Consider the following 22,580-nt stretch of genomic DNA (forward strand, 5'->3'; position numbering starts at 1 on the left):
GTGGCCCCACTAGACTGACCCGGTGACCGACTCCACTGCACACGATCCCGCACACGCACGCCCGGTTCTCGTCGTCGATTTCGGCGCCCAGTACGCGCAGTTGATCGCACGCCGTGTGCGCGAGGCAAACGTGTACTCCGAGGTGATCTCGCATACCGCGACCGCCGAGGAGATCGCTGCCAAGGACCCGGTCGCGCTCGTGCTTTCCGGCGGACCTTCCAGCGTCTACGCCGAGGGTGCACCCGAGCTCGATTCCGCGCTTCTCGACCTCGGAATCCCCGTGTTCGGTATCTGCTACGGATTCCAGGCCATGGCCCAGGCCCTCGGCGGAACCGTCGAACACACCGGAACGCGGGAGTACGGTCGGACGCAACTCAGCGTCGACGGCGGGCGTCTGCACGACGGTCTGCCTGCGACGCAGCCGGTGTGGATGAGCCACGGCGATGCCGTCACGGCAGCGCCGGAGGGTTTCACCGTCACCGCCACCAGCGCGGGCGCGCCGGTCGCCGCCTTCGAGAACGAGGGCAAGCGCATGGCAGGCGTGCAGTATCACCCCGAGGTTATGCATTCTCCGCACGGGCAGCAGGTGCTGAGCCGGTTCCTGCACGAGACGGCCGGTATCGCGCCGGATTGGACTGCCGCGAACATCGCCGACGCTCTGGTCGACGCGGTGCAGGAGCAGGTCGGCCCGACGGGCAAGGCGATCTGTGGCCTCTCCGGCGGCGTCGACTCGGCAGTGGCTGCGGCCCTGGTGCAGCGGGCGATCGGCGACCGTCTGACCTGTGTCTTCGTCGACCACGGACTGCTGCGTGCCGGCGAACGAGAGCAGGTGCAGCAGGATTTCGTGGCCGCGACCGGCGCCAAGCTCGTCACCGTCGATGCGGTCGACACCTTCCTCGGCGCGCTCGAGGGCGTCTCCGATCCCGAGGAGAAGCGCAAGATCATCGGCCGTGAGTTCATCAGGAGCTTCGAGGGTGCCGTGGCCGAGGTGCTGGGCGAGAACGCCGAACACGGCGACGCAGTCGAGTTCCTGGTGCAGGGCACGTTGTACCCGGACGTCGTCGAGTCCGGCGGCGGATCGGGCACCGCGAACATCAAGAGCCATCACAACGTCGGCGGGCTGCCGGACGATCTGCAGTTCGCCCTGGTCGAACCGCTGCGTGCACTGTTCAAGGACGAGGTGCGTGCGGTCGGCCGCGAACTGGGACTGCCCGAGGACATCGTCGGCAGGCAGCCGTTCCCCGGCCCCGGTCTGGCAATCCGCATCGTCGGTGAGATCACCCGTGACCGCCTGAACACGCTGCGTCACGCCGATTCGATTGTGCGAGAAGAACTTACGGTCGCAGGATTGGATCAGCAGATCTGGCAGTGCCCGGTGGTGCTGCTGGCCGACGTGCGCAGTGTCGGAGTGCAGGGTGACGGCCGGACCTACGGGCACCCGATCGTGCTGCGTCCGGTGTCGAGCGAGGACGCGATGACCGCAGACTGGACTCGATTGCCCTACGACGTCCTGGAAACGATTTCGACTCGGGTGACCAACGAGGTTCCGGAGGTCAACCGAGTCGTTCTCGACGTCACGAGCAAGCCGCCGGGCACCATCGAGTGGGAGTAGTGGCGTCAGCTCTTTCGGCTGGGGCCGAGCAGTAGCGCGAAGCCCACGACCACCGCGACGATCACGAACACCCAGCGGAACTGAACGTCGCCCAGCGCAGTGATGGCCTCCTGGCCGATCATGGCTGCGATCGAGACGATCATCGTGGCCAGGCCGGCGAGGAAAAGCAGCGCGGACGGTCCCCGTCTGTTCGAGTTCTGCGCTTCGGTGTCGGAATCGCTGTCGCCGTAGTCGTGGCCTGTGCGGTCGGTCATGTTCTTCTTCACTGGGGGTGCCCCACTTTCAGCTCGCCGAATGACACATCGCCCACGATCGTCAGTGCCGGACCATCGGTGCTCGTTCCCGGGCCGAAACCGGTATCGGTGGGGCACGAACCCAACGCCGCCTCACACTTCACGGTCACGTTCATCGCTTCGGGCACGGTGACCGATGCACTGCCGAACGTCACATCAATCGCCACCGTCTTGTCTTCGCCGAGCGCGAGACCGGTGAGGTCGAGATCCAATTCACCGAAGCCGACGTCGTAGGTAGGGGCAAGTGCGTCGGCGGTGAGCGGAGCCACCCGTTGCGCGCCCGACACGCTGTTGTCCAGATCTACCGGTCCGATAGCCGAGGCCAAGACGACGAATCCGGCCAGGGGCGCGGCGACCACCAGCAGTCCGTAGCCCTTGCGCAGAAACGCACCCACCAGGAGACCCACCGCGACAACGGCAAGAGCGACGGCTCCGACTCGGCCGGCTGTGGCCCAGTCCCCGCCGGTCGCGGCTCCGATCGCCGAGGTGACGGCAGCAGCGAGTAGAGCCAGGCCGAGAAAGCTTGCCGTCCAGCGCGAGCGGCGCTTGCGCTCGACTGCTGCCGGCGGGAAGGTACCGGCCGGCTCGGGAAGATTCCACGCGAACGGTGCCACACCGAGGGGGTCCCAGGACGGGGGCGTCACAGTGGGCAGGTCAGTGGGTTCAGCGTATGCCGTCGACTTGCTCAGGCTCACGGTCTGCGAGTCTGTGGTGGTCGAGGTTTCTGGGGTCTCGGGCGTCGGAACGTAGCTCTTCGGCAGCGTCGTGTACGGGGTGTACCGCTCCTGTTGGAACTGCGGCGGACGGTACTGCGCGGCGGTCCACTGCTCCGGCGACGTGCTGTACGAGCTGAAAGGTGTTGGTGGGTAATAGGTTCGGGAGAACTCTGCCGTGCGCAGGTACGGCGGCGGCTCCGGGCAGCGCTGGTGCAGCAGCCACAGCCCACCGAGCATGGCGACCAAAGAGATCAGACCCGAACCGCCGAGTCCGACGCCCACGGGCCCGATGGTCGACAGTGCGATCACCAAGGCCACCGCCACGACCACCGTCTTGGTCGTCGAGTCGGAGCTGTTACCGCGTCCGACAAGCGATTCCACGCTCGACGCGGTGTCACCGGCCCGATTGAGCACCAGCCACGCCGCCAGATACAGCACGATGCCGGTACCGCCGAACAAGGTGGAGACGACGAACGCGATCCGAATCAGAACGGGGTCGACGTCGTAGCGATAGCCGATACCGGCTGCGACACCCGCCACATGGCCGCGTTGCGGCAAGCGGTGTGGACGGGTGCGCCACATCTGATGAAGTTGATCCGAGACGGTCACGTTGCTCATGACAACCATCGTGTCGGCCACGACCACGGAACACATCAGGGATACCCCTGATCTTCACCCCGACCGCGACCCCACCTCGAACGACCCGCGGAAACATCAGGGCGAACCCTGATGCGACACCCACCCCTGCCGTGCCAGGATCGAAGGCGTGCACCCTGTCGACAATCCACCCGTTGACGCCGCCCGCAACACACCACCCGTGACCGGCGACGCGACGCCCACCCATGCCACGTCGACAACCGCGTTCCCCGTTCCTCCAGCTTTCCCGGGCGCTCCCGCAGGCTCCGCGCCTGCCTTTCCGGGCGCTACCGCAGGCTCCGCGCCTGCCTTTCCGGGCGCTACCGCAGGCTCCGCGCCTGCCTTCCCGGGCGCTCCTGCAGGCTCCGCGCCTGCCTTCCCGGGCGCTCCCGCAGGCTCCGCGCCTGCCTTCCCGGGCGCTCCTGCAGGCTCCGCGCCTGCCCCCTATCTACGACGCGGCGGCGGCCGCATCGTCGGCGGCGTCGCGGGCGGGCTCGCCGACCATCTCGGCGTCGACGTATTCAAGATTCGGGTGGCGTTCGCGCTGCTCGCAGCGTCCGCGGGTGCCGGCATCGTCGCTTACGGCCTGATCTGGATGTTCACGCCCGCAGGCGACGACACAGCACACCCGAGTGCCGCCGAACGACAGCGGGCCCTGGGTTTGGCCGCGATCGGTCTCGGGCTCGCCGTCGGGCTCGCCTGGCTGCTCAGCGGTACCGCGGCATCGGTGATCGTTCCGGTCATCGTGGTGGTCGTCGGTGCCGCGCTGGTGTGGCGAGAGTTCGACTCCGAAGGACCGCGAACAGCGCTCGGGCTTCCCAAGCATCCGACCGTGCTCAGTTGGGCGCGGGTCGTGGGCGGCGCAACATTGATCGTGCTCGGACTCGGCGTTGTGGTGCTTGCGCGCGTCGATCTCGCTGCGTTGCGCTCGTCGCTGCTGGCGGTGGTGGTCACACTCGTCGGCGTCGGCTTGTTGACGGTTCCCATCTGGTTGCGTACCTGGCGCGCGCTCGGTGCCGAGCGGTCCGCGCGTATCCGCAACGACGAACGCGAAGAAATTGCGTCGCACCTGCACGATTCGGTGCTGCAGACACTGGCTCTGATCCAGAAGCAGTCCGATCGACCGCAGGAGGTGATGCGGTTGGCGCGCGGGCAGGAGCGAGAACTACGAAAGTGGCTGTTCGACGGCGGCGACACGGACAACTCGAGCTTGGCCGACGCGCTCAAGACGATCTCGGGTGAGGTCGAGGATCAGCACGGCGTGACAGTTCGACCCATCACCGTCGGCGACGTGCAACTGTTGCCCGACGACGTCGAATCGGGACTGTCGAGGGAGAGTTTCACCGCGCTGCTCGGTGCCACACGCGAGGCATTGGTCAACGCGGCCAAGCACTCCGGTGAGACCAACATCGATCTGTACGCCGAAACCGAGCCGGAGCAGGTCAGCGTGTTCGTCCGCGACCGCGGTACGGGGTTCGACGAATCCACGGTTCCCGAGGACCGACGGGGCCTGGCCAAGTCCATTCGGGGACGCATCGAGCGCCGCGGCGGCACGGTGCAGGTACGGTCGAGCATCGGCAAGGGAACCGAAGTGCGAATCTTCATGCCCCGCAACCGTGCCGCCGTCACCACCGAATCTTCCGAATCCAGCCAGCAGGAGCAGCCGACGTGACCGAACCCTTCCGCGTATTTCTGGTCGACGACCACGCGGTGTTCCGCTCCGGCGTGCGAGCCGAGCTCGCCCGCGAGGCGGACATCGAGGTCGTCGGAGAAGCGGGAGGCGTCGCCGAGGCGGTATCGGGCATCGACTCGACGAAGCCCGACGTCGTGTTGCTCGACGTGCACATGCCCGACGGCGGCGGAGTGGCCGTGTTGAACCGCATCTCCGAGGGGCCGGTATGCCTGGCGCTGAGTGTGTCCGACGCCGCCGAGGACGTCATCGCCGTCATCCGTGCCGGGGCAAGGGGGTACGTCACCAAGACGATTTCCGGTTCGGAACTCGCCGACAGTGTTCGACGCGTCGCCGGGGGAGACGCCGTCTTCAGCCCGCGTCTGGCCGGATTCGTCCTCGATTCGTTCACCGGTCGCAGTGCCGCTCCTGAGCCCCCGCTGGACCCGGAACTGGATTCGCTGACGCCTCGCGAGCTGGAGGTGTTGCGGTTGCTGGCGCGCGGGTACACCTATCGCGAGATCGCCGAGGATCTGTTCATCTCCATCAAGACCGTCGAGACCCATGCCTCGAACGTTCTCCGAAAGACGCAGCAGTCCAACAGAAATGCGCTCACTCGATGGGCGCACAAGCGTCGGATCGATTAGGCGCCCGAACTGCGCTTGACCTTCGACCAACTCGAAGCCTCAAGATCTCACCATGACTGATTCTACCGAGGAATTCCTGACCATCGGTGCGTTCGCGCGATCGAGCGGCCTGACCCCCAGCGCTCTGCGCTTCTACGACGACTGCGCGTTGCTCGTCCCTGCCTCCATCGACGCCAAGTCCGGCTATCGCTACTACAGCCGAGCACAGGCGAAGCGGGCCAATATCATTCGACAGCTTCGCGAGATCGGGTTGCCGCTCGACAAGGTGGCCTCGGCCCTCGACGGTGACGGAGCCACGGCTGTCGAGATCGTGGATGGACACGTCGAAGAACTTGCTGCCCGTGCTCGGGCCGCGGCCGAAGCGGCAGTGTCGATCCGCCGGATGTTCGACGAAACCTACTGCACAGCAACGGTATCTGCGGCCGAATTTGCGTCGGCAGTGGAACAGGTCTCGTCTGCGGCCGGGACGAGCGAGGAGTTTTCGGTGCTGCGGGGCGTGCTGATCGAAGTGGACGGTGCTGCCGTCACCCTCACCGCGACGGATCGGTATCGACTCTCCACCCGCAGCGTCGTTGTACACAGTTCGTCCGGTGCACCCTGGTCGCGGATCGCCGCGGTCGACTCACTCGGGGCCGTACCCGCGTCGGGCAACCTCGCGCTGATGGCAACCGACGATGCGATGGCGGTCGAAGTCGACGGCGTCCGGAGCGAGGTGGATCTCGTCAACGGCGACTTCCCCGACTGGCGGATGATCGTGGACGGTCTCGCTCCGACGGTGACGAGGGTTGTGCTGCAACGAGATTTCGTTCCCCTCGATGGTGGCACGCTTCGGATCGACGCCGGTCCGGACGGCCTGACGATCGAGGGTGTCGACGTCCCAGCTCGAGTCACCGGTTCCGAGATGACTGTGTTCTTCGACGCGGCCGTCCTGCAGGCAGCCGTCGCCTCGGCCGTCGGACCGGACGTGATGCTCGATATCGCCGCTCCGGACCATCCGATGCTGGTGCGGTCCGCAGTCGACGGCGCTCTGACGACACTGGTGATGCCGGTGCTCGGCTGATCGATGGTCGACGATGTCGGAAGTCGGCGGCCGAAGTGTCTACTTTCGATGACTGGGTACTTGCGCTCGCACTCGATACCGTGAGGGTATGGACGACAAGATGCTCGGGGAGACCTCGCCTGCGGTGCTGTGGTTCTCCCGAGGCGATCGGTTCTTCTTGATCGCCGGTGCGGTGGTCATCGGAGGACTACTGGGCTTCGCGCTGCCGTATGTGGCGTCGTGGGGATCGTCGTTGACATGGATACCGTTTCAGGGGCCGCTGGAGCTGATCGCGTCGTGGTCGCAGTGGTGGGTGCGGTATGTCTGCATCGGGGTGGGGGTACTGCTCGGGCTGGCGTTGGTGGGTGTCGCGTTCTACGAGACGGCGCGAGTGGCTGTGTCGGAGAAGCACGTTCGCATCACCGAGGGAGGCGAGTCCGTCTCCGTATCGAAGTCGCAGGTCGGCATCGTTTTCGTCGACGGCAAGGAGTTGGTGTTGCTCGACGGGGCCTCGCGTCAGTTGGTGCGGGTGCCGAGCGAGGAGAAGCGGGGCGTGATCGAGGCGGTGTTCGAGGAACGGGGATATTCGGTTGCGCCGGGTGATCCGTACGACGATCTGTATCACCTATGGGTGCCCGAAACTCCTGGTCTGGCACCGGAAGTGAACGCGGTGCTCAAAGCTCGGGACATGGCGTTGAAGAAGAAGGCAGCGTCGGATGCACGTGAATTGCGTTCGGAGCTGGACAGACTCGGCGTGGTGGTGCGCGACAAGAAGACCAGCCAGTACTGGCGACCCCTGGTTCGACCATGATGGTTCGATCGTGAGATTTCTGAGGCGGCATCGGGAGCGTGCGTGGGATGCCGCCGCCATCGTGTTCGCGCTGTTGATGGTGGTGTTGGTAGCCGCAGACACCGAGGGGATGACCACTACCCGATTGGTCGTTTCGATCGTCGTGGGCGTGCTCGGTGCCGTGTTGTTGTGGTGGCGTCGTCGATGGCCGATCGAGATCGCCGTGGCGCTGGCGGTGTGCACGATTCTCACCGATGCGGTCGGTGGGGCCGAACTGGTGGCCGTCTTCACTGTGGCCGCCCGACAGTCCTGGCGGGTCACCACCGCGGTGGTGCTTCTTCACCTCGCGGCGTCGATGATCTGGACAACTCTGTGGGTCGAGCAGTCCGTTGTGTACATCGGGATAACCAGTCTCGCGTTTCTGAGCATCCCGGCGGCATGGGGCATCGTCGTCAAATCGCGCCGTGAGGTGATCGATTCGCTGCGTGAGCGGGCGGAGCGAGCAGAATCCGAATCGAATCTGCGAGCCGAGACCGTTCGCGGGCTCGAACGCGAGCGAATAGCGCGTGAGATGCACGACGCTCTGGCACATCGGATCTCGTTGGTCAGCCTGCATGCCGGTGCGCTCGAGATCCGCCCGGACGTCGGTGCACACGAGGTCGAGGCGATCGCGTCGACCATCAGATCCAATGCGCACGGTGCCCTCGAAGATCTACGGGAAATACTGGGGGTACTCCGATCGGGCGATGTAGCGTCGGCACGTCCACAACCGGGGCTGGGGGACATCGCCGAACTGATTGCGGATTCGGAGAAGGCAGGTACGAGCGTGACATTCTTCGACGAGATGCCATCGCAACTGTCGTTGTCTCCCTCTGCTTCTCGCACCGTTCACCGGGTGATTCAGGAAGGTCTCACCAACGCCAGGAAACATGCGCCGGGACTTCCGGTGCGGTGCGGAATCGCCCCGGTGGGCAACGAGATTCGAGTATGGCTCGAAAACGGTGTCAGCACCCAGAGTTTCGCGACAGTACCCGGTTCACGGTCGGGAATGATCGGGCTCGGTGAACGAATCGATTTGGCGGGCGGACGGATCGAGTACGGAATCGCGCGTGGTAACGACGGAGTGGTCTACCGTCTGGAAGCGTGGCTGCCGTGCCCGAAATAGCCGATGGCACCGATTCGCTCGCGGTGTTGCTGGTCGACGACGACGCGTTGGTTCGTGCGGGCCTGTCGCTGATTCTGAGTTCGGATCCGGGAATCACAGTGGTCGGCGAGGCGTCCAACGGTCGCAGTGGCATCGACGCAGTGCGTGCGTTGTCTCCCGACGTGGTTCTCATGGATGTGCGGATGCCGATCATGGACGGTCTCGCGGCCACCGAAAGGCTTCGCGCAGAGGGGTCGACGGTGGCCATCGTGGTGTTGACCACCTTCGACACCGACGAGTACCTGCTGCGGGCACTGCGGGCGGGAGCGAACGGGTTTCTGCTCAAGGACACCCCACCCAGAGACATCGTCGACGCGGTGCATCGCGTGGGAACCGGGGAATCGATGCTGTCGCCTACGGCCGTAGGGCGGTTGGTTGCCCACTGGCGCGAGCAAGACGCTCGATCGCACGACTCCGCCACCGCACGGGCCCGGGCCGTGCTCGATACTCTGACCGATCGGGAACGCGAGGTTGCCGTTGCTGTCGGCTCGGGGAAGTCCAATGCGGAGATCAGCGCCGAGTTGTACATGAGTGTCGCGACGGTGAAGACCTATGTCTCACGGATTCTGACGAAACTCGCATGCAGCAACAGGGTTCAGATCGCGATCATCGTGCACGAGGCGCGCTGACCGGATCGAGGACAAACCCGGTGGCGGCGTCGAGTACCTGCTGGCGGGTGAAGCCGAGATGATCGGCCTCGAGCAGTCTGCTGCCGATTGCGACGCAGAAGGCAATCAGGCATCGTGCCTCGAGTTCGACGCCCTCGATGCCGTTGCCTGCAAACGATGTGCGCAACAGATCCATTCGCTGATTGTCGACTTCTCGTAGTCGCTCGGCCACGCCCGAATCGCGGCGTGCCCATTCACGCACAGCCATGTCTGTCGGTAGACGTTCGGCGTCGAACGTCAGATGCCCGGCGAGCACTGCCCGATCCGAGGGGTGACCACCGACTCGTTCCACTGTCGCAAGTACGTCGTCGACGGTGTCGTTGCGCCAGCGGTCAAGCATGGCGTCGAGGAGTGCTTGCCGGTCCGAGAAGTGGCCGTAGAAGCCACCTTTGGTCACTCCGATGCGCGCGGCGAGGACTTCGACGCGGACGGCGTCGGGACCGCCGTCGACGAGAACGGCCAGACCTTCCTGGATCCATCTGTCGCGTGGGATGCGTGCGCGAGGCAATGGTTTCTCCTGAGCTGTCGAGACAATTCGAACTATACGGCACCGTATAAAAGAGTTACGATCGCTGTTGTACGCCACCGTATACCTGATGGGAGTCGCTTGTGTCGAAGCCTGACGAACGTGTCGAATGGCAGGTGAAGAGTCTGGTCGGAGTCGAAGAGATGCCGGAGTGTGTACTGGTTCGCTCGCCCATGGGGGCTGACTATGTCGACCACTTCTTCGTGGACGTCGATATCGTGGCGACTCCGGAGCGGTACGCGAGAGTCATGTTCGGCGACGTTCCCTCTGTGGCCGAACGGTTCATTTGGCGGCGTTTGTTGCAGCTGAGGCTCAGTACTGGTGCAACCTCGAATTCGGTAGCGGGGTGGCGCATCGCGGAAAGTACCCCGCAGTGGATTCGGTTGGAAGTCCGGTCCCATTCTCTCACTGTGCATTTGGTGATCCACGCGGCCGGAGGGCGACTCGAATTGACGACCTTCGTTCGGTATGATCGCAGGCTCGGGAGGTGGGCGTGGGTGCCGCTGTCCGCCGTGCACCGCATGCTCGCTCCGTCGGTGCTCACCGATGCCATCGCGCGGCTCGACGGCCGGGTCACATCACAAGCGTGATCAGCAGAACGAGAACGAGCGCGACGGCGAGCACGAGTGCTGAGAGGATGACGGTCGACGGAATCGACGTCCGGTCGCCGACGACGTCCTCGATGCGCATCAGGACATCCTCGATCGGATTCCTCTTTTTCTTGGGCAGGTCGAACGGTGGGGGAGAATACGTCGACGGAACCGGATTGGCTTGGCTCTCACCGGGTTGCACGGCAGGTAGGCCGGCGATGGTGCGTCCGAACTCTCTCGACGGACGTCGAGATTCGGAGACCGGTGTCGAGCGCCTCGCCCATGCCGGGACCACGCCGTCCGCCGAGGTCAGAGGCACCCCCCGCAGCTGAGCTATGGTGCCGCGCTTGCTGATCGCGGCGGCGATTATCTCGTCGCGGGCCTGCGCCATGGTGGGGCGTCGCGCAGGATCGGGCTCGAGCATGTGCAGCAGTGGGCCGGTGAGATCTCCGCTGCGAGTGGGAGCGATGATCTGCCCCTTGGCAACTCGATGCAGCAGTGCGATCGAATCGTGGTCGATGTCGAACGGCGGTTTGCCTTCGATGGCGGTGTACAGCGTCGCCCCGAGGGAGAACACGTCGCTGGCTGCGGTGGGATCCTGACCGCGGGCGACCTCGGGTGCGAAATACGCCGGGGTGCCGGTGATCACGCTGTCGTCGGCTTCTTCGACGTCTCCTTTGGCGCGGGATATGCCGAAATCGCTGATCTTGACGATGCCCAGGTCTTTACCGCGATCGGCGATCAGTATGTTGCCCGGTTTGATGTCTCGGTGCACGATTCCGGCCTCGTGCGCCTCGGTGAGGGCATCGGCGATCTGCGCGCCGATCTGGGCGACCTCGAACGGCGGTAGCGAATCGGTGATGCCGAGTGCCTGCGCGAGACTGCGCGAGGACAGGTATTCCATGACCAACCAGGGCTCGCCGTCGACGAGAGCGACGTCGTGCATCGCGATGGCGTGCGGGCTGGAGAGACGGGCTGCGATGCGGCCCTCGCGCATGGCTCGGCTACGTACCTCGACGGCCTGCTGCTGGGTCAACCGAGTGGTGGACGTGACCTGTTTGACGGCCACCTGACGGTGCAGGAGTGTGTCGGTGGCGAGCCACACTGCACCCATGCCACCGCCGCCGAGTTTGCCGGCAAGGCGGTATCTGCCTGCCAAGAGGTAGTCGGGTCCGACGCCCCGTCGAACACGCTGCTGATCGGTCACGTCCACAGGTTAGTTGACGATGGCAGAGCGTGCCCGCAGGCGCGGAACGGAGGCCTCTACCAGGGGCTTCGGCATCACCTTGACGAGTTGCCGTCCGAGCGGCTTTACTGGGTGCAGATCGAAATTGTGTTCGAATACGCCACTTCCCGCGTTCGTCGAACACCGATGTTTCGGCTCGATTTTCTACGCCGCGAAGGGGAGTGAGATGACTGTATCGGGAGCTTCTGTCACGCCGGATGCGCTCGACGGGTTGTCGCTCCCGGAGCGCGTGGCGTTGCTGCGTAGCCGGATGGCTGCCGTGCCTTCCCGGGGCGAGACGGCGTCGGTGCGTATCGACAATTCGGATCCCGGCCACCCCGAACCCGACCACCCCGAACCGGTACGTGCGGTCCGTCAGCGGCCCGTTCTTCCGGTACCGGCCGCGCTGGTCGAGGTCCTACCGCACGGGGGGCTGGTGCGTGGAACGGTGGCCTCGGTGTCCGGTGCAGGCTCGCTCCTGATCGGGTTGGTCGCCGCGGTGACCGGTGCCGGCGGGCATGTCGCCGTCATCGGGCAGCCCCGTTTCGGGATTCTGGCTGCGGTGGAGATGGGCGCACAGTTGAGCAAGCTGGCCCTCATTCCCGATCCTGGCCCCGACCCGGTGGAAGTGGCGGCAATTCTGCTCGACGGTGTCGACCTCGTCGTACTCGGTCTCGGTGGTCTGTCGGTGTCGCCTACTCGGGCCAGGGCGGTGGTGGCCAGGGCGCGTAGCAAGGGGTCGACGCTGCTGGTGACCGACGGGCACTGGGACGGGGCAGAGCTACGACTGGACGCATCGGTGCACGGGTACGACGGCCTCGGTACGGGTCTCGAGCTGGGCCGCGGCCGGCTACGCGGTGTCCGATTGTCGGTGTGCGCTCGCGGCAAGTCGATGCGGCCCCGCACTGTTCGACTCGATCTGCGTTCGGAGAACGGCCGCATCGAGTGGCATGCCGAACAGCGCGAGCAGAATCCATTGGCAATCGCGGTCTCGACATGAGCGACGTCTCGTCGAGCCGGGTCCATGCCAGTCGCGTTCTTGCCAGCCGTGTTCTCGCTCTGTGGTGTCCGGATTGGCCTGCCGTCGCCGCAGCTGCCCAGGCCGATCTCCCTGCGACGCATCCGGTGGTCGTCACGTCCGCCAACCGGGTCGTTGCCTGCTCGGCGACGGCACGTGCGTCCGGCGTCAAGCGCGGCCTACGCCGTCGGGAAGCGCAGGCGCGGTGCCCGGAAGTGCATGTTGCACTTGCCGATACCGATCGTGATGCGAGGCTGTTCGAGCCTGTGGTCTCGGCCGTCGCCGCCATCGCGCCGGGAGTCGAAGTGCTCAGGCCGGGCTTGCTGGTTCTCGCTGCTCGTGGCGTCGGCCGGTACTTCGGTACCGAGCATCGGGCCGCGGAACGGCTGATCGACGAAGCCTCGGCTGCCGGCGTGGAATGTCAGATCGGTATCGCCGACGAGTTGTCCACTGCAGTGGTCGCCGCACGGTATGCGCAGGTGGTGCCGCGCGGCGGCGGTGCAGGCTTTCTCGCGCCGTTGCCGGTGGCGGAACTCTCGGCAGAACCGAGCATGTCCGCTGCCGATCGCGGTGAGCTGGTGGACCTGTTGCGTCGCTTGGGTTTACGGACCATCGGTGACTTCGCCGCACTGTCTCCGGGGGATGTTGCGTCGCGTTTCGGTACCGATGCCGTGTTGGCGCATCGCAGCGCTCGAGGTGAGCCCGAGCGTCCGCCGTCGGCCCGCGCACTACCGCCGGACCTTGATGTGGAATACCTGTGCGATCCGCCGATCGATCGGGTCGACGCAGCTGCGTTCGCCGGGCGCGGGTTGGCCGAGCAGTTGCACACCAAGCTCGCTGCCGCTGCCGTTGCGTGCACTCGACTGCTGGTGCATGCCAGTACCGGCAACGGCGAGAACCTGTCGCGGATCTGGCGGTGCGCCGAGCCGTTGACGCCGGAGGGCACAGCCGACCGCGTGCGGTGGCAACTCGACGGTTGGATCACCGGACGCAGCGAGAACAAGCCGACGTCCGCCATCACCGTTCTGCGGCTCGAACCGATCGAAGTGGTGGCAGCAGGCGAGCTGCAACTGGGGTTGTGGGGCAGTGTCGGTGACGAGGACGAGAGGGCGCGTCGGGTGTTGGTGCGCGTTCAAGGTCTGCTCGGCGGCGAATCGGTGCTCGGTGGTGTGCTCAGCGGTGGTCGCGGGCCGGCCGAACGGATCACGCTGCGTCCGCTCGGCGACGAACTGGTGCCGATGTCGAATCCGTCGGATCCCTGGCCGGGACGGCTACCCGAGCCTGCCCCGGCGGCAGTGATCGAGACCCGTCCGACGGTGACGCTGATGGATCGGGCGGGAACGGGGATCGGCGTCACCGATCGTGGTGTGTTCGATGCGTCGCCGTCGAGACTGCGCTGGGGCACCAAGGAATGGGAACTGACGGGCCTGGCCGGGCCGTGGCCGGTGGACGAGCGATGGTGGGACAGTGGCCACGCGTCTACGGGTCCGACGGCGCGGGCCCAGGTGGTGCTCGACGACGAAAGGGCCTTGCTCCTGGTGTTCGACGAGGGGCGATGGCGGGTGGAGGGAATCTACGAATAGCGGCACCGCTACCGTCGAAGGAATGCAGATGATGTCGGAGACGGTCGACCTGGATGGCGTCGACATCGCGTATCGTTCGTTCACCCCGCAGAGGCATGCGAACACTGATTCGCCGCCGGTGATGCTGGTACATGGAATGGGTGGCGACAGCGGTACCTGGGATCGGTTCGCCCGTGCACTGACCGCCCACGGTCGCCGGGTGATCACCGTGGATCTGCGCGGACACGGTAAGAGCGCGCACACGTCCACGTACGAGTTCGATTCATTCGGCGCAGATCTGTTGGCACTCGTCGATCACCTCGGGCTGAACGAAGTCGATCTCGTCGGCCATTCTCTCGGCGGCTATGCGGTTTCGCTCGTCGCGCAACGTCGCCCGCAGCTCGTCCGCCGCCTGGTTCTCGAAGAGCTCCCGATACCGATCCGTCCGGGGGACGCCCCGCCGACGCTGACCGGCCGGATGCCGTCGGTCACCGAACTCTGGCATGCGGCGACCAGCGTCGTGTTCCACCCTCGGGCGGTACTCGCCTTCGATCGCTCGATGACCGGCACTGCTCTCGAACAGTTTCGTCGGCCGAATCCGCGGTGGTGGGAATCGTTGGCCAACATCGCTGCTCCGACGCTGGTGCTTCGTGGCGGCCCCGGTGGCATGGTCGATCCGGATCGGCTCGACGCGATGGTGGCACGGATTCCGAACTGTCGGATCGAGGTGTTCCGTACCGGGCACAGCATCCATCGCGACGGATACTCGGCGTTCGAAGCGGCTGTTCTTCCGTTTCTGACGCACTAGGGTCTGCAGGCATGCCACTGAGTGCGCTTGATCGTCGGATGCTCGGCTGGTCGGCATTGTTCGTCGTGTCGCAGGCCAACATTGCCCGACTGCTCGGTCCCACTGCACCGAATGTGCTTGCGGTACAGACGGCGTGGTCCGAGCAGCGTTACCGACAGATCCTGGCGAGCATGGACGAGACCGACATCGCCAGGTTCCGAAGCCATTACCCACCCGACTTCGTCCACCCCGCGATCTACGCCGTCGCACTGCGTGCAGGTGCAAGGAGCCTGGCGGCGAAGACACCGCTGAGCCCCGCGGTGACGACGGCACTGGCTCTCGCCCCCGTGGCCTCCGCCGCCGGCGACTACATCGAGAACATCGTCGGACTGATACTGGTGGACAACCGCGAACGAATCACCGATACCGTCGTCCGCGCCACCACAGTGGTCAGTACTGTCAAATGGGTCTTGGCACTCGGCACTCTGACATACCTGAGTCAGGGATTCCTGCGAGTCTGGGGGAGAGCTCTTCTGGGTAGGGGTAGCTCTACCTCGAACGTAGACCTCGACCTGTATCGGTGAACGAGTTCGCCGGGTGAACTGTAGGCATGAACAGTTCCTTCAAAGCAGGCATGGCGGCAACCCTGATGGCGACGGCGGTTGCGCTGTCCGGCTGTGCGCCCACTTCAGGGCAGCGGACCGAAACATTCGACTTCACCGGGACGCGCTTGGACATCGTGAATTACAACGCGAACATGCCCATCGACGCCTCGGAGCAAGCGGATATCGCGGGGGTGGTCGTCACGGTGCAGACGAAAACGATGGGAAAGAACGCAAGCACCCCGGATTGGTCGCTGGAGGGAACCAGTCTGAACCTGGGTACGCCTTGTGATGGCGGCATGGTCGGTTACTGCGAAGGACGCTATTCGGTCGAAGTTCCGTTAGGGACCGCGGTGTACGTCAATGGCACTCCCGCGACGATGCCGTAGGAGCGGCGTTCTGCTGGACTCGAAGGTACGCGAGAACTGCTGCGACTCTTCGGTTCCGGTTGTCGTTCGGCGGAATGTCGAGCTTCATCATGATGTTACCGATGTGTTTGACGACAGCCGCTTCGCTGACGAACAGCTTTCGGGCGATGGCAGCGTTGGAATGCCCCTCCGCGACGACGGCGAGGACGTCGCGTTCGCGTGGGGTCAGCTTCTGCAACGGGTCGTGCCGGCGAGCGATCATCCGGTTGATGACGGCAGGATCGATTGCGGTGCCGCCGGACTCGACCCGCCTGAGCGTATCGGCAAACTCGAGAACATCGCTGACTCTGTCCTTGAGTAGGTATCCGATCCCAGCCTCGCCCGCGCCGTCGAGCAACTCGGCTACGTAACTCTGCTCGATGTACTGGCTCAATACGACGACCGGAAGGGACGGCTTCTTCTGTCGCAGCTCGAATGCCGCCGCGAGACCCTCGGACCCGAAACCGGGTGGCATTCTGACGTCTGTGATGACCAGATCCGGGTCGTGTCGGTGGCACGCAGCGACGAGTTCGACGGCTGATCCGACTGCCGCCACCGTATCGAATCCGTTGCGTTGCAACAACATCTGAAGTCCCTCGCGTAGCAGCGTGTTGTCCTCGGCCAGTACGACCCGGATTAGCTTCGCCGCAACGGTATTCACGCCGCACTCGCCTTCGGAACCACGATAGTGATATCGGTCGGTCCTCCGATAGGGGAGTCGACGGTGAGAGTGCCGTCCACGGCTGCGAGGCGGTCGGCGATCCCGCTCAGACCGCCGTCGCCCTGTCGCTGTACACCGGCTCCACCACATCCTTCGTCGTGAACAGTTATGTGAACTTCCTTTCGATGCGGATTGCACAGCACGACCTCGGCGTGATGCGCAGAGCTGTGTTTGACGACGTTCGAAAGCAATTCGGACACACAGAAATAGAGGTTGGTCTCGATATCGGACGGCAGGCGACGGCCGAGTTGATCATGCACTGTGACGGGGATGGCGAAGTTGTCCGCGATCTCGCGCACCGTGGCACCCAGACCGTGGTCGATCAGCACCTGGGGGTGAATGTTCCGCACCACTCGTCGCAGGTCGTCCAAACTCTTGCGGGCTTGCTGCTGAGCACGCACTACGTCATCTCGGCCGGGGGTGTCCACCGGCAGTTCGGCGAGCGCGAGCCCCAACGACATACTCACCGACAGCAGCTGCGGTTGCACCGCGTCGTGTAGGTCCCGCTCGATGCGACGACGCTCGATGTCGAAGGAGCGCACCAGACGAGTGCGTGATTGCGCCGTCGCAGTGAGATCGTGCCGCAATCGCTGTTCAGGCCGAGTCAACACTTGCTGCACCAGTTGCGCGTGATAGCGCACGAGGAAGGGCGATGCCCACACCAGAAGCGCAAGTAGAACGGCACCGAGGGTTGCCGCGAGAAGGCTCTGCGCCACAGTCGTGACGGTTACGGGTCCGATCACCGCGCTGTCTCCGGTCAGTGCGAGATAGGGGCTCACCAGTGCGACGAGCGATCCGATCACCACGAGCAAACTTGCCACTGTCAGGGCACCACCGAGGGTAACCATCAGGACGCAGTAGGCAAGCGGACGAATCAGTGACTTCGGCTCTCGCAGCGACACTTCCCAACGGCTCATCGGCGGTTCGGCCCTTGAGGCTGCAACACCGGCCCAATCGGCGCGCGCAAGCGCTGCCGACACGATCGGTAGACCGACCCCCAACGCGACCAATCCCGCTGTCGCGAGTGCGCCGGTATGAAACGCACTGAGCCTCGCTTCGGTGGCCGCAACGAAGATCGGTGCGGCGAATACAGCAGTTGCGGACACCGCACACAGGGTGCGAATCCCCACGGCAGCAACATACGAGACCGACCGCAAGAACTCGAGTAACAGCGGAGCAGAACCTGTTGTCGATTGACTCACCCATGCATTTTAGGTTCAGGCACGCCGTCGAACGGTAGGGCCAGCTCTACCAATCGGTGATTCGGCCCGACGTAAGCGCGAGTGAGGTGAGAAATGCCGATTCGACCGAACCGAGCTATCGACTCGGTTCGATCAGGTTGTCTCCGAGCATCGTGCGCACGTACAGCACCGATCGTCCTTGTTTGATGCTTCGTACCAGGCTGCCTCATGCAGGACGTGAAGACGCTCCGCGGGAGCGGGAGGATCTGCGTAGTAGCCACTGACGTGAGTGTCCACTCTGTGCGACCACACACGGGATCGCGATCGCGGGTAGAAATTGTGGACACTGGCGGTACCTGAGGGAGAGGGCCACAATCAGTGACCCACATGTCACCAGCTGGTGCCGGGGACCAGTCTGCCGATGCGTCGGACCACTTTGCCGATGCGTGCGCTCGGAGCTTTCGGATCGTAGGGCCGCACTCGGTAGGGCATTTTTCCGTCTACGAGCGGTACCGGTGTTTCCCCCTTGGCTGCAGCGGATTCGGGGAATTTGCGGTAGTGCTGATGCATCGTGCGGTCTTTGCCCTTGGGGCTGAAGATGGCACCGAACTGCCCGAGGGTCCCCAACGGAGTATCGATTCGTTTGGGCTTGTCGCTCAGTGCGCGAATCACGATCGCAGCAGCTTTCTCGGGTGAGAAGACCGGGCCGACGTTCTTGTCGCCCGTCGGTGTGATCATCGGTGTGTCCACCAGTGGCATGTGGATGGTGGTGTAGGTGATTCCGTCCGAAAGTGTTTCTGCGGCAGCCACATCGGTGAAACCGTCGAGTGCCGCCTTGCTGGCCACGTACGCGGAGAAACGGGGTGGGTGCCCCAGAACCGCGGCGCTGGAGAGGTTGACGACGTGCCCGAAGCTGCGTTCGCGCATGTGTGGCAACAGCGCCAGTACCAGTCGAATGGCTCCGAAGTAGTTGACGGCCATGGTGCGCTCGTAATCGTGCAACCGATCGGTGGATCGATAGAGCGCGCGGCGGATGGACCGACCTGCGCTGTTCACCAGCATGTCGACGTGACCGTGTTCGCTCAGTACGGTTTTCACCGTCTGGTCCACCGATTCGCTGTCGGTGACGTCGCACGAATAGCCGTAGGCGGTGCCGCCGGATTCGCGGATGCCCGCGACCACCTCGTCGAGCTGATCCTGACCGCGCGCGAGCAGGATGACTACAGCGCCTTTTCGGGCGGCCGCCTCGGCACTGGCCCGGCCGATTCCGGAGGAGCCACCGGTGATGACGATATGACGGCCGAAGATCGGGCCGCGTGGGTCGTTTCGGCGGTTGCGCTTGGGATCGAAGTTCTCTCGCCAGTGAGTCCACACGCGATCGGCATAGGTACGCAGGGGAGGTGGCGTAATCGAGCTGCCCTGCAACGCTTTCTGCGTCGATGCCGACTCGAACACAGTGGGCAAGGTCAGGTGTTCGAGCATCACCGGTGGCACGCCGAGATCGCGAAGCGCAGCGTCGCGCTGCTTGCGTACGGCTCTGGACTTGGGCGAGACGACCGGGGCTACCAGTGCCCCGGGCACGTCGACGATTCTGGCGCGAGACCCTGCCGCCGACGAGAACGCGGCGTACACCTCTGCCATCGACTGGGGCGCCGGGTTGACCAGATGAAACACGCTGCCGGAAGCGGTATCTCGATGTACCAGCTCGACGATGGCGTCCGCAACGTAGTCGACGGGAACCAGGTTGGTGGCACCCATCTTCGGTACGGTGATGGGTATGGCCGAGGGCAGCTTGGCGAGTTCGGCGAAGAACGGAAAGAAGTAGTACGGGCCGTCCACCTTGTCGATCGCACCGGTCTCGGAATGACCGATGATCGCGGCGGGCCGGTACACGCGCCAATCTGCAGCACTGTTGCGCACCAGCTTCTCGGACTCGAACTTGGTGCGGTGATAGGCCGTCGGGAATCCCTGCCCGAGGTCGAAGTCGTTCTCGGAGAACGTTCCTCGGTAGTCACCGGCAACGGCGATCGACGAGATGTGGTGCAGGCGGGCACCGGTCTTCTCGGCCAGTGCGATCACCGAGGCAGTTCCGGCAACATTGGTCGGGGTTTGCTCGTCACCGGCGGTCAGGTCGTAGACGGCCCCGAGGTGGATGATGTGGTCGATGTCGGCCGGCACGTCCCCGAGTCCGAGCTCCGGGTCGGTGAGGTCGCCGACCAGTGGGTGAATCCGTTCGCCGCCGTCGAGTTCCTCCGCCAGTCGCTCGAGACGAGCCACCGAACCCGGACGCACCAGCACGTGGATCGCAGCGAGGGCATCACGTTCCAGCAGTCGGGGCAGGATGTTCTTCCCGAGAAACCCGGTACCGCCGGTTACGATGTAGTTCGCCATGCGAGCCGACCTTACTCCACAGTAAGATCCGGTGCTAGTGCCCGATACCGGCCTTGTCGTGCACTTTCTTCATCCAGGCCGGTGCCCACCAGTTGCCCTCGCCCATGAGTTTGACCAGGGATGGAACCAGCAACATGCGGATGATGGTCGCGTCGATGATCAGGGCGAGAATGACGCCGAAGCCGAGAAATTTCATGATCGACAGGCCCGAGATCGTGAAGGCCCCGGTGACGACGATCAGAATCAACGCGGCCGCGGTGACGATGCGTCCGGTGCGTTGAGCGCCGAAGATCACGGCTTCCTCGGTGCTCGCTCCTCCCGCGCGAGCCTCGACCATGCGCGACATCAGAAACACTTCGTAGTCGGTCGACAAGCCGAAGATGACCGCGAGAATGAGAACTACGAACGTCGACTCGAGTGGGCCGGGGGTGACGCCGAGCAAATCTGCGCCGTGGCCTTCCTGGAACACCCACGTGAGTGCGCCGAACGTGGCAGCCAGGCTCAGTCCGGCCATGAGCACCGCCTTGATCGGCAGCACGATCGATCCGAACGCAAGGAACAGCAACACCAGCGTCGAGACGACCATGATCGCGATCATCACCGGCAGCCACTTCGCGATCGCCGCATTACCGTCGTCGACATTCGCTCGCCCGCCGCCGACGAGGATCTCGGTCCCGTCCGGAGGAGCGATCGAGCGCAGTGCGGCCACTGCGTCGGATTGGGATTCTGCCTCGCTCATCCCGTCGGTCGGTTCGCTGTAGGACGCCTGCAGCGTCACGAAATCGTCCTTCGAGCCGAGGAATTCGGCTCGGGCGATGCCAGGAATGGATTCCACGGCAGAGGTCAGTGCCGCGATGGGAGCACCCTGAGGCTTGACGCCGTCCAGGCCGCGCAGCACCACGGTGGCACCGTCGCCGGTCGACTCGAAGTCGCTTCCGAGCGTCTCGAATGCCATTCGCGCCGGGTCGTCCTTCGGCAACGCCGTGTAGTCGACCTCTCCGAGTGAGACTTTGAGGATCGGGGTGGCGATGATCAGCAACCCGGCGACGATGACGGCAGCGACGAAGCCCGGATGCTTCATCACGCGGGTGACGACGCCGCCCCAGAATTTGTGTGCGCGTGCATCGCTGCGATCGGACGCGGTGCGCGACCATGTCCAGGAGTTGATGCGCGGGCCGAGAATCGCAAGCAGTGCCGGAACCGCAGTCAGTGACAGGACGGCCGCACTCGCCACCGCAGCCATGGCTCCGAACCCGAGGGATCGGATCACTGCCTGCGGGAAGACGAGCATGCCGGCGAACGCGCAGATCAGCAGCAGTCCCGAGAAGACGACGGTGCGGCCGGCGGTGGACACGGTGCGGACGGTCGCCTCGATCGTCGTCGACCCGCCGCGTAGTTCCTCGCGGAACCTGCTGACGATGAACAATCCGTAATCGATGGCCAGGCCAAGTCCCAGCAGTGACGCGACGTTGATCGAGAACGAGCTGACTTCGGTGAACTCGGTGAGCACCCGCAGGATGGCCAGGGAGCTGAGCACGCTCAGAATACCGACGAACACCGGGACCGCTGCGGCGATCACACCGCCGAAGATGAAGATCAGCAGCAGCAACGTGATGGGAACCGCGATCATCTCGGAGCGGACCAGATCACTTTCGAGGGTTTCGCTGAGCGAGACCCCCACCACAGACGCGCCGGCGAACTGCGATTCGATGCCGGGTACTTCGAGTTGCGGCGGAAGTTCGCCGAACGTGTTGAAGGTGACTCCCGATTTCGCACCGAGGGAGATCGTCACCAATGCTTTGGTTCGGTCTTTCGAGACCAGGAACTCCTTGGTCACCGGGTCCGCGGTCCAGTAGGAGTTCACGTTTCCGAGGGTGTAGCGACTACGGAATTGGTCGAGCGTCGCCTGCACTCGGGGTCCTATGTCGTCGATCGTCTCGCCCTCGGGGGCGGTGTAGATCGCCACGATGTCGGGTGTCGGTTGGCCGATGCCCTGCACCAGTCGCGCGACCTCCGACGACTCGCTGCCTGCGTCGGCGTAGCCGCCTTCGCTCAGTTTCGAGAAGACACCCAGCCCCAGCACGCCGCCTACGGCCACGATCGCGACGACAGCTGTGAGTACCCATCGTTTGTGCGATACGACGAACGAGGCCCAACGGGTCACGACGGTGCTCCGGCTCTGTGAAAGGGATTCGGTGAAAAGGGTCAGTGGCGACTCGACTGTAGTTGATCGTGTCGGACCCTCGTGTTCTCATTAGAACAAGTGTTCGACGGTATTGCGACGGCGTGGAGGAGG

The 22,580-nt window shown here is 64.5% G+C and carries 20 protein-coding genes; 12 read left to right on the top strand and 8 right to left on the bottom strand.

Annotated elements, in window-relative coordinates; genetic code table 11:
- Positions 1–22: 22 nt before the first annotated feature.
- Entirely contained in the window at positions 23–1,612 is a 1,590-nt protein-coding gene (gene guaA / locus ACNEOT_RS11430) for a glutamine-hydrolyzing GMP synthase (RefSeq protein ID WP_415974089.1), read from the top strand.
- Between the two features lie 5 nt (positions 1,613–1,617).
- On the opposite strand, the gene ACNEOT_RS11435 is transcribed toward guaA, so the two are convergent.
- Positions 1,618–1,866, bottom strand: a complete 249-nt coding sequence (locus ACNEOT_RS11435) for a hypothetical protein (RefSeq protein ID WP_415974090.1) — start codon at positions 1,864–1,866, stop codon at positions 1,618–1,620.
- A gap of 8 nt (positions 1,867–1,874) precedes the next feature.
- On the bottom strand, positions 1,875–3,239 hold the full coding sequence (locus tag ACNEOT_RS11440; RefSeq protein ID WP_415974091.1) for a PspC domain-containing protein: 1,365 nt from the start codon (positions 3,237–3,239) through the stop codon (positions 1,875–1,877).
- A 199-nt stretch (positions 3,240–3,438) separates the two neighbouring features.
- On the opposite strand from ACNEOT_RS11440, the gene ACNEOT_RS11445 reads away from it, so the two are divergent.
- The 6 genes from ACNEOT_RS11445 to ACNEOT_RS11470 all read left to right on the top strand — a co-directional run bounded on the left by ACNEOT_RS11445 (position 3,439) and on the right by ACNEOT_RS11470 (position 9,235).
- Entirely contained in the window at positions 3,439–4,929 is a 1,491-nt protein-coding gene (locus ACNEOT_RS11445; protein WP_415974093.1) for a PspC domain-containing protein, read from the top strand.
- On the top strand, positions 4,926–5,573 hold the full coding sequence (locus ACNEOT_RS11450) for a response regulator (protein WP_415974094.1): 648 nt from the start codon (positions 4,926–4,928) through the stop codon (positions 5,571–5,573). Before ACNEOT_RS11445 ends, ACNEOT_RS11450 begins: the two co-directional genes overlap by 4 nt.
- A gap of 52 nt (positions 5,574–5,625) precedes the next feature.
- Positions 5,626–6,633, top strand: coding sequence for a MerR family transcriptional regulator (locus ACNEOT_RS11455; RefSeq protein ID WP_415974096.1), 1,008 nt, complete (start codon positions 5,626–5,628; stop codon positions 6,631–6,633).
- Between the two features lie 88 nt (positions 6,634–6,721).
- Entirely contained in the window at positions 6,722–7,423 is a 702-nt protein-coding gene (locus ACNEOT_RS11460; RefSeq protein WP_415974098.1) for a hypothetical protein, read from the top strand.
- 10 nt (positions 7,424–7,433) lie between these two features.
- A complete protein-coding gene (locus ACNEOT_RS11465; protein WP_415974100.1) occupies positions 7,434–8,567 on the top strand; it encodes a sensor histidine kinase in 1,134 nt (377 codons plus the stop codon).
- The gene (locus ACNEOT_RS11470) at positions 8,546–9,235 is read left to right on the top strand and encodes a response regulator transcription factor (RefSeq protein ID WP_415974101.1); all 690 of its coding nucleotides are present in this window, start codon (positions 8,546–8,548) and stop codon (positions 9,233–9,235) included. Before ACNEOT_RS11465 ends, ACNEOT_RS11470 begins: the two co-directional genes overlap by 22 nt.
- On the opposite strand, the gene ACNEOT_RS11475 is transcribed toward ACNEOT_RS11470, so the two are convergent.
- Together ACNEOT_RS11475 and ACNEOT_RS11480 are read right to left on the bottom strand one after the other, a co-directional pair.
- Positions 9,213–9,782: a TetR/AcrR family transcriptional regulator gene (locus ACNEOT_RS11475; RefSeq protein ID WP_415974102.1), complete on the bottom strand. Its 570-nt coding sequence runs from the start codon at positions 9,780–9,782 to the stop codon at positions 9,213–9,215. The two genes, ACNEOT_RS11470 and ACNEOT_RS11475, sit on opposite strands and share 23 nt — an antisense overlap.
- A gap of 591 nt (positions 9,783–10,373) precedes the next feature.
- Complete coding sequence (locus ACNEOT_RS11480; protein ID WP_415974103.1) at positions 10,374–11,597, bottom strand: serine/threonine-protein kinase; 1,224 nt, start codon at positions 11,595–11,597, stop codon at positions 10,374–10,376.
- 205 nt (positions 11,598–11,802) lie between these two features.
- Here ACNEOT_RS11480 and ACNEOT_RS11485 point away from each other — a divergent pair, with 205 nt between their 5' ends.
- The 5 genes from ACNEOT_RS11485 to ACNEOT_RS11505 are packed head-to-tail and all read left to right on the top strand — an operon-like array spanning position 11,803 to position 15,973.
- Complete coding sequence (locus ACNEOT_RS11485) at positions 11,803–12,615, top strand: hypothetical protein (protein WP_415974105.1); 813 nt, start codon at positions 11,803–11,805, stop codon at positions 12,613–12,615.
- Positions 12,612–14,216 carry a DNA polymerase Y family protein gene (locus ACNEOT_RS11490; RefSeq protein WP_415974107.1) on the top strand — a complete coding sequence of 535 codons (1,605 nt, stop codon included), beginning with the start codon at positions 12,612–12,614 and terminating at the stop codon, positions 14,214–14,216. The genes ACNEOT_RS11485 and ACNEOT_RS11490 overlap by 4 nt, the downstream gene beginning before the upstream one ends.
- 22 nt (positions 14,217–14,238) lie before the next feature.
- Entirely contained in the window at positions 14,239–15,003 is a 765-nt protein-coding gene (locus ACNEOT_RS11495) for an alpha/beta fold hydrolase (RefSeq protein WP_415974108.1), read from the top strand.
- 11 nt (positions 15,004–15,014) lie between these two features.
- Positions 15,015–15,566, top strand: coding sequence for a hypothetical protein (locus ACNEOT_RS11500; RefSeq protein ID WP_415974110.1), 552 nt, complete (start codon positions 15,015–15,017; stop codon positions 15,564–15,566).
- Positions 15,567–15,592: 26 nt separating this feature from the next.
- Positions 15,593–15,973, top strand: a complete 381-nt coding sequence (locus ACNEOT_RS11505; protein ID WP_415974111.1) for a hypothetical protein — start codon at positions 15,593–15,595, stop codon at positions 15,971–15,973.
- On the opposite strand, the gene ACNEOT_RS11510 is transcribed toward ACNEOT_RS11505, so the two are convergent.
- The 4 genes from ACNEOT_RS11510 to ACNEOT_RS11525 form a co-directional block, all read right to left on the bottom strand.
- Positions 15,945–16,652, bottom strand: coding sequence for a response regulator (locus ACNEOT_RS11510; RefSeq protein WP_415974112.1), 708 nt, complete (start codon positions 16,650–16,652; stop codon positions 15,945–15,947). The two genes, ACNEOT_RS11505 and ACNEOT_RS11510, sit on opposite strands and share 29 nt — an antisense overlap.
- On the bottom strand, positions 16,649–17,914 hold the full coding sequence (locus ACNEOT_RS11515) for a histidine kinase (protein ID WP_415974113.1): 1,266 nt from the start codon (positions 17,912–17,914) through the stop codon (positions 16,649–16,651). Before ACNEOT_RS11515 ends, ACNEOT_RS11510 begins: the two co-directional genes overlap by 4 nt.
- Positions 17,915–18,283: 369 nt before the next feature.
- Positions 18,284–20,284 carry an SDR family oxidoreductase gene (locus tag ACNEOT_RS11520; RefSeq protein ID WP_415974114.1) on the bottom strand — a complete coding sequence of 667 codons (2,001 nt, stop codon included), beginning with the start codon at positions 20,282–20,284 and terminating at the stop codon, positions 18,284–18,286.
- A 34-nt stretch (positions 20,285–20,318) separates the two neighbouring features.
- On the bottom strand, positions 20,319–22,448 hold the full coding sequence (locus ACNEOT_RS11525; RefSeq protein ID WP_415974115.1) for an MMPL family transporter: 2,130 nt from the start codon (positions 22,446–22,448) through the stop codon (positions 20,319–20,321).
- Positions 22,449–22,580: the final 132 nt, after the last annotated feature.

The organism is Rhodococcus sp. 077-4 (assembly GCF_047782425.1).
Taxonomy (GTDB): domain Bacteria; phylum Actinomycetota; class Actinomycetes; order Mycobacteriales; family Mycobacteriaceae; genus Rhodococcoides.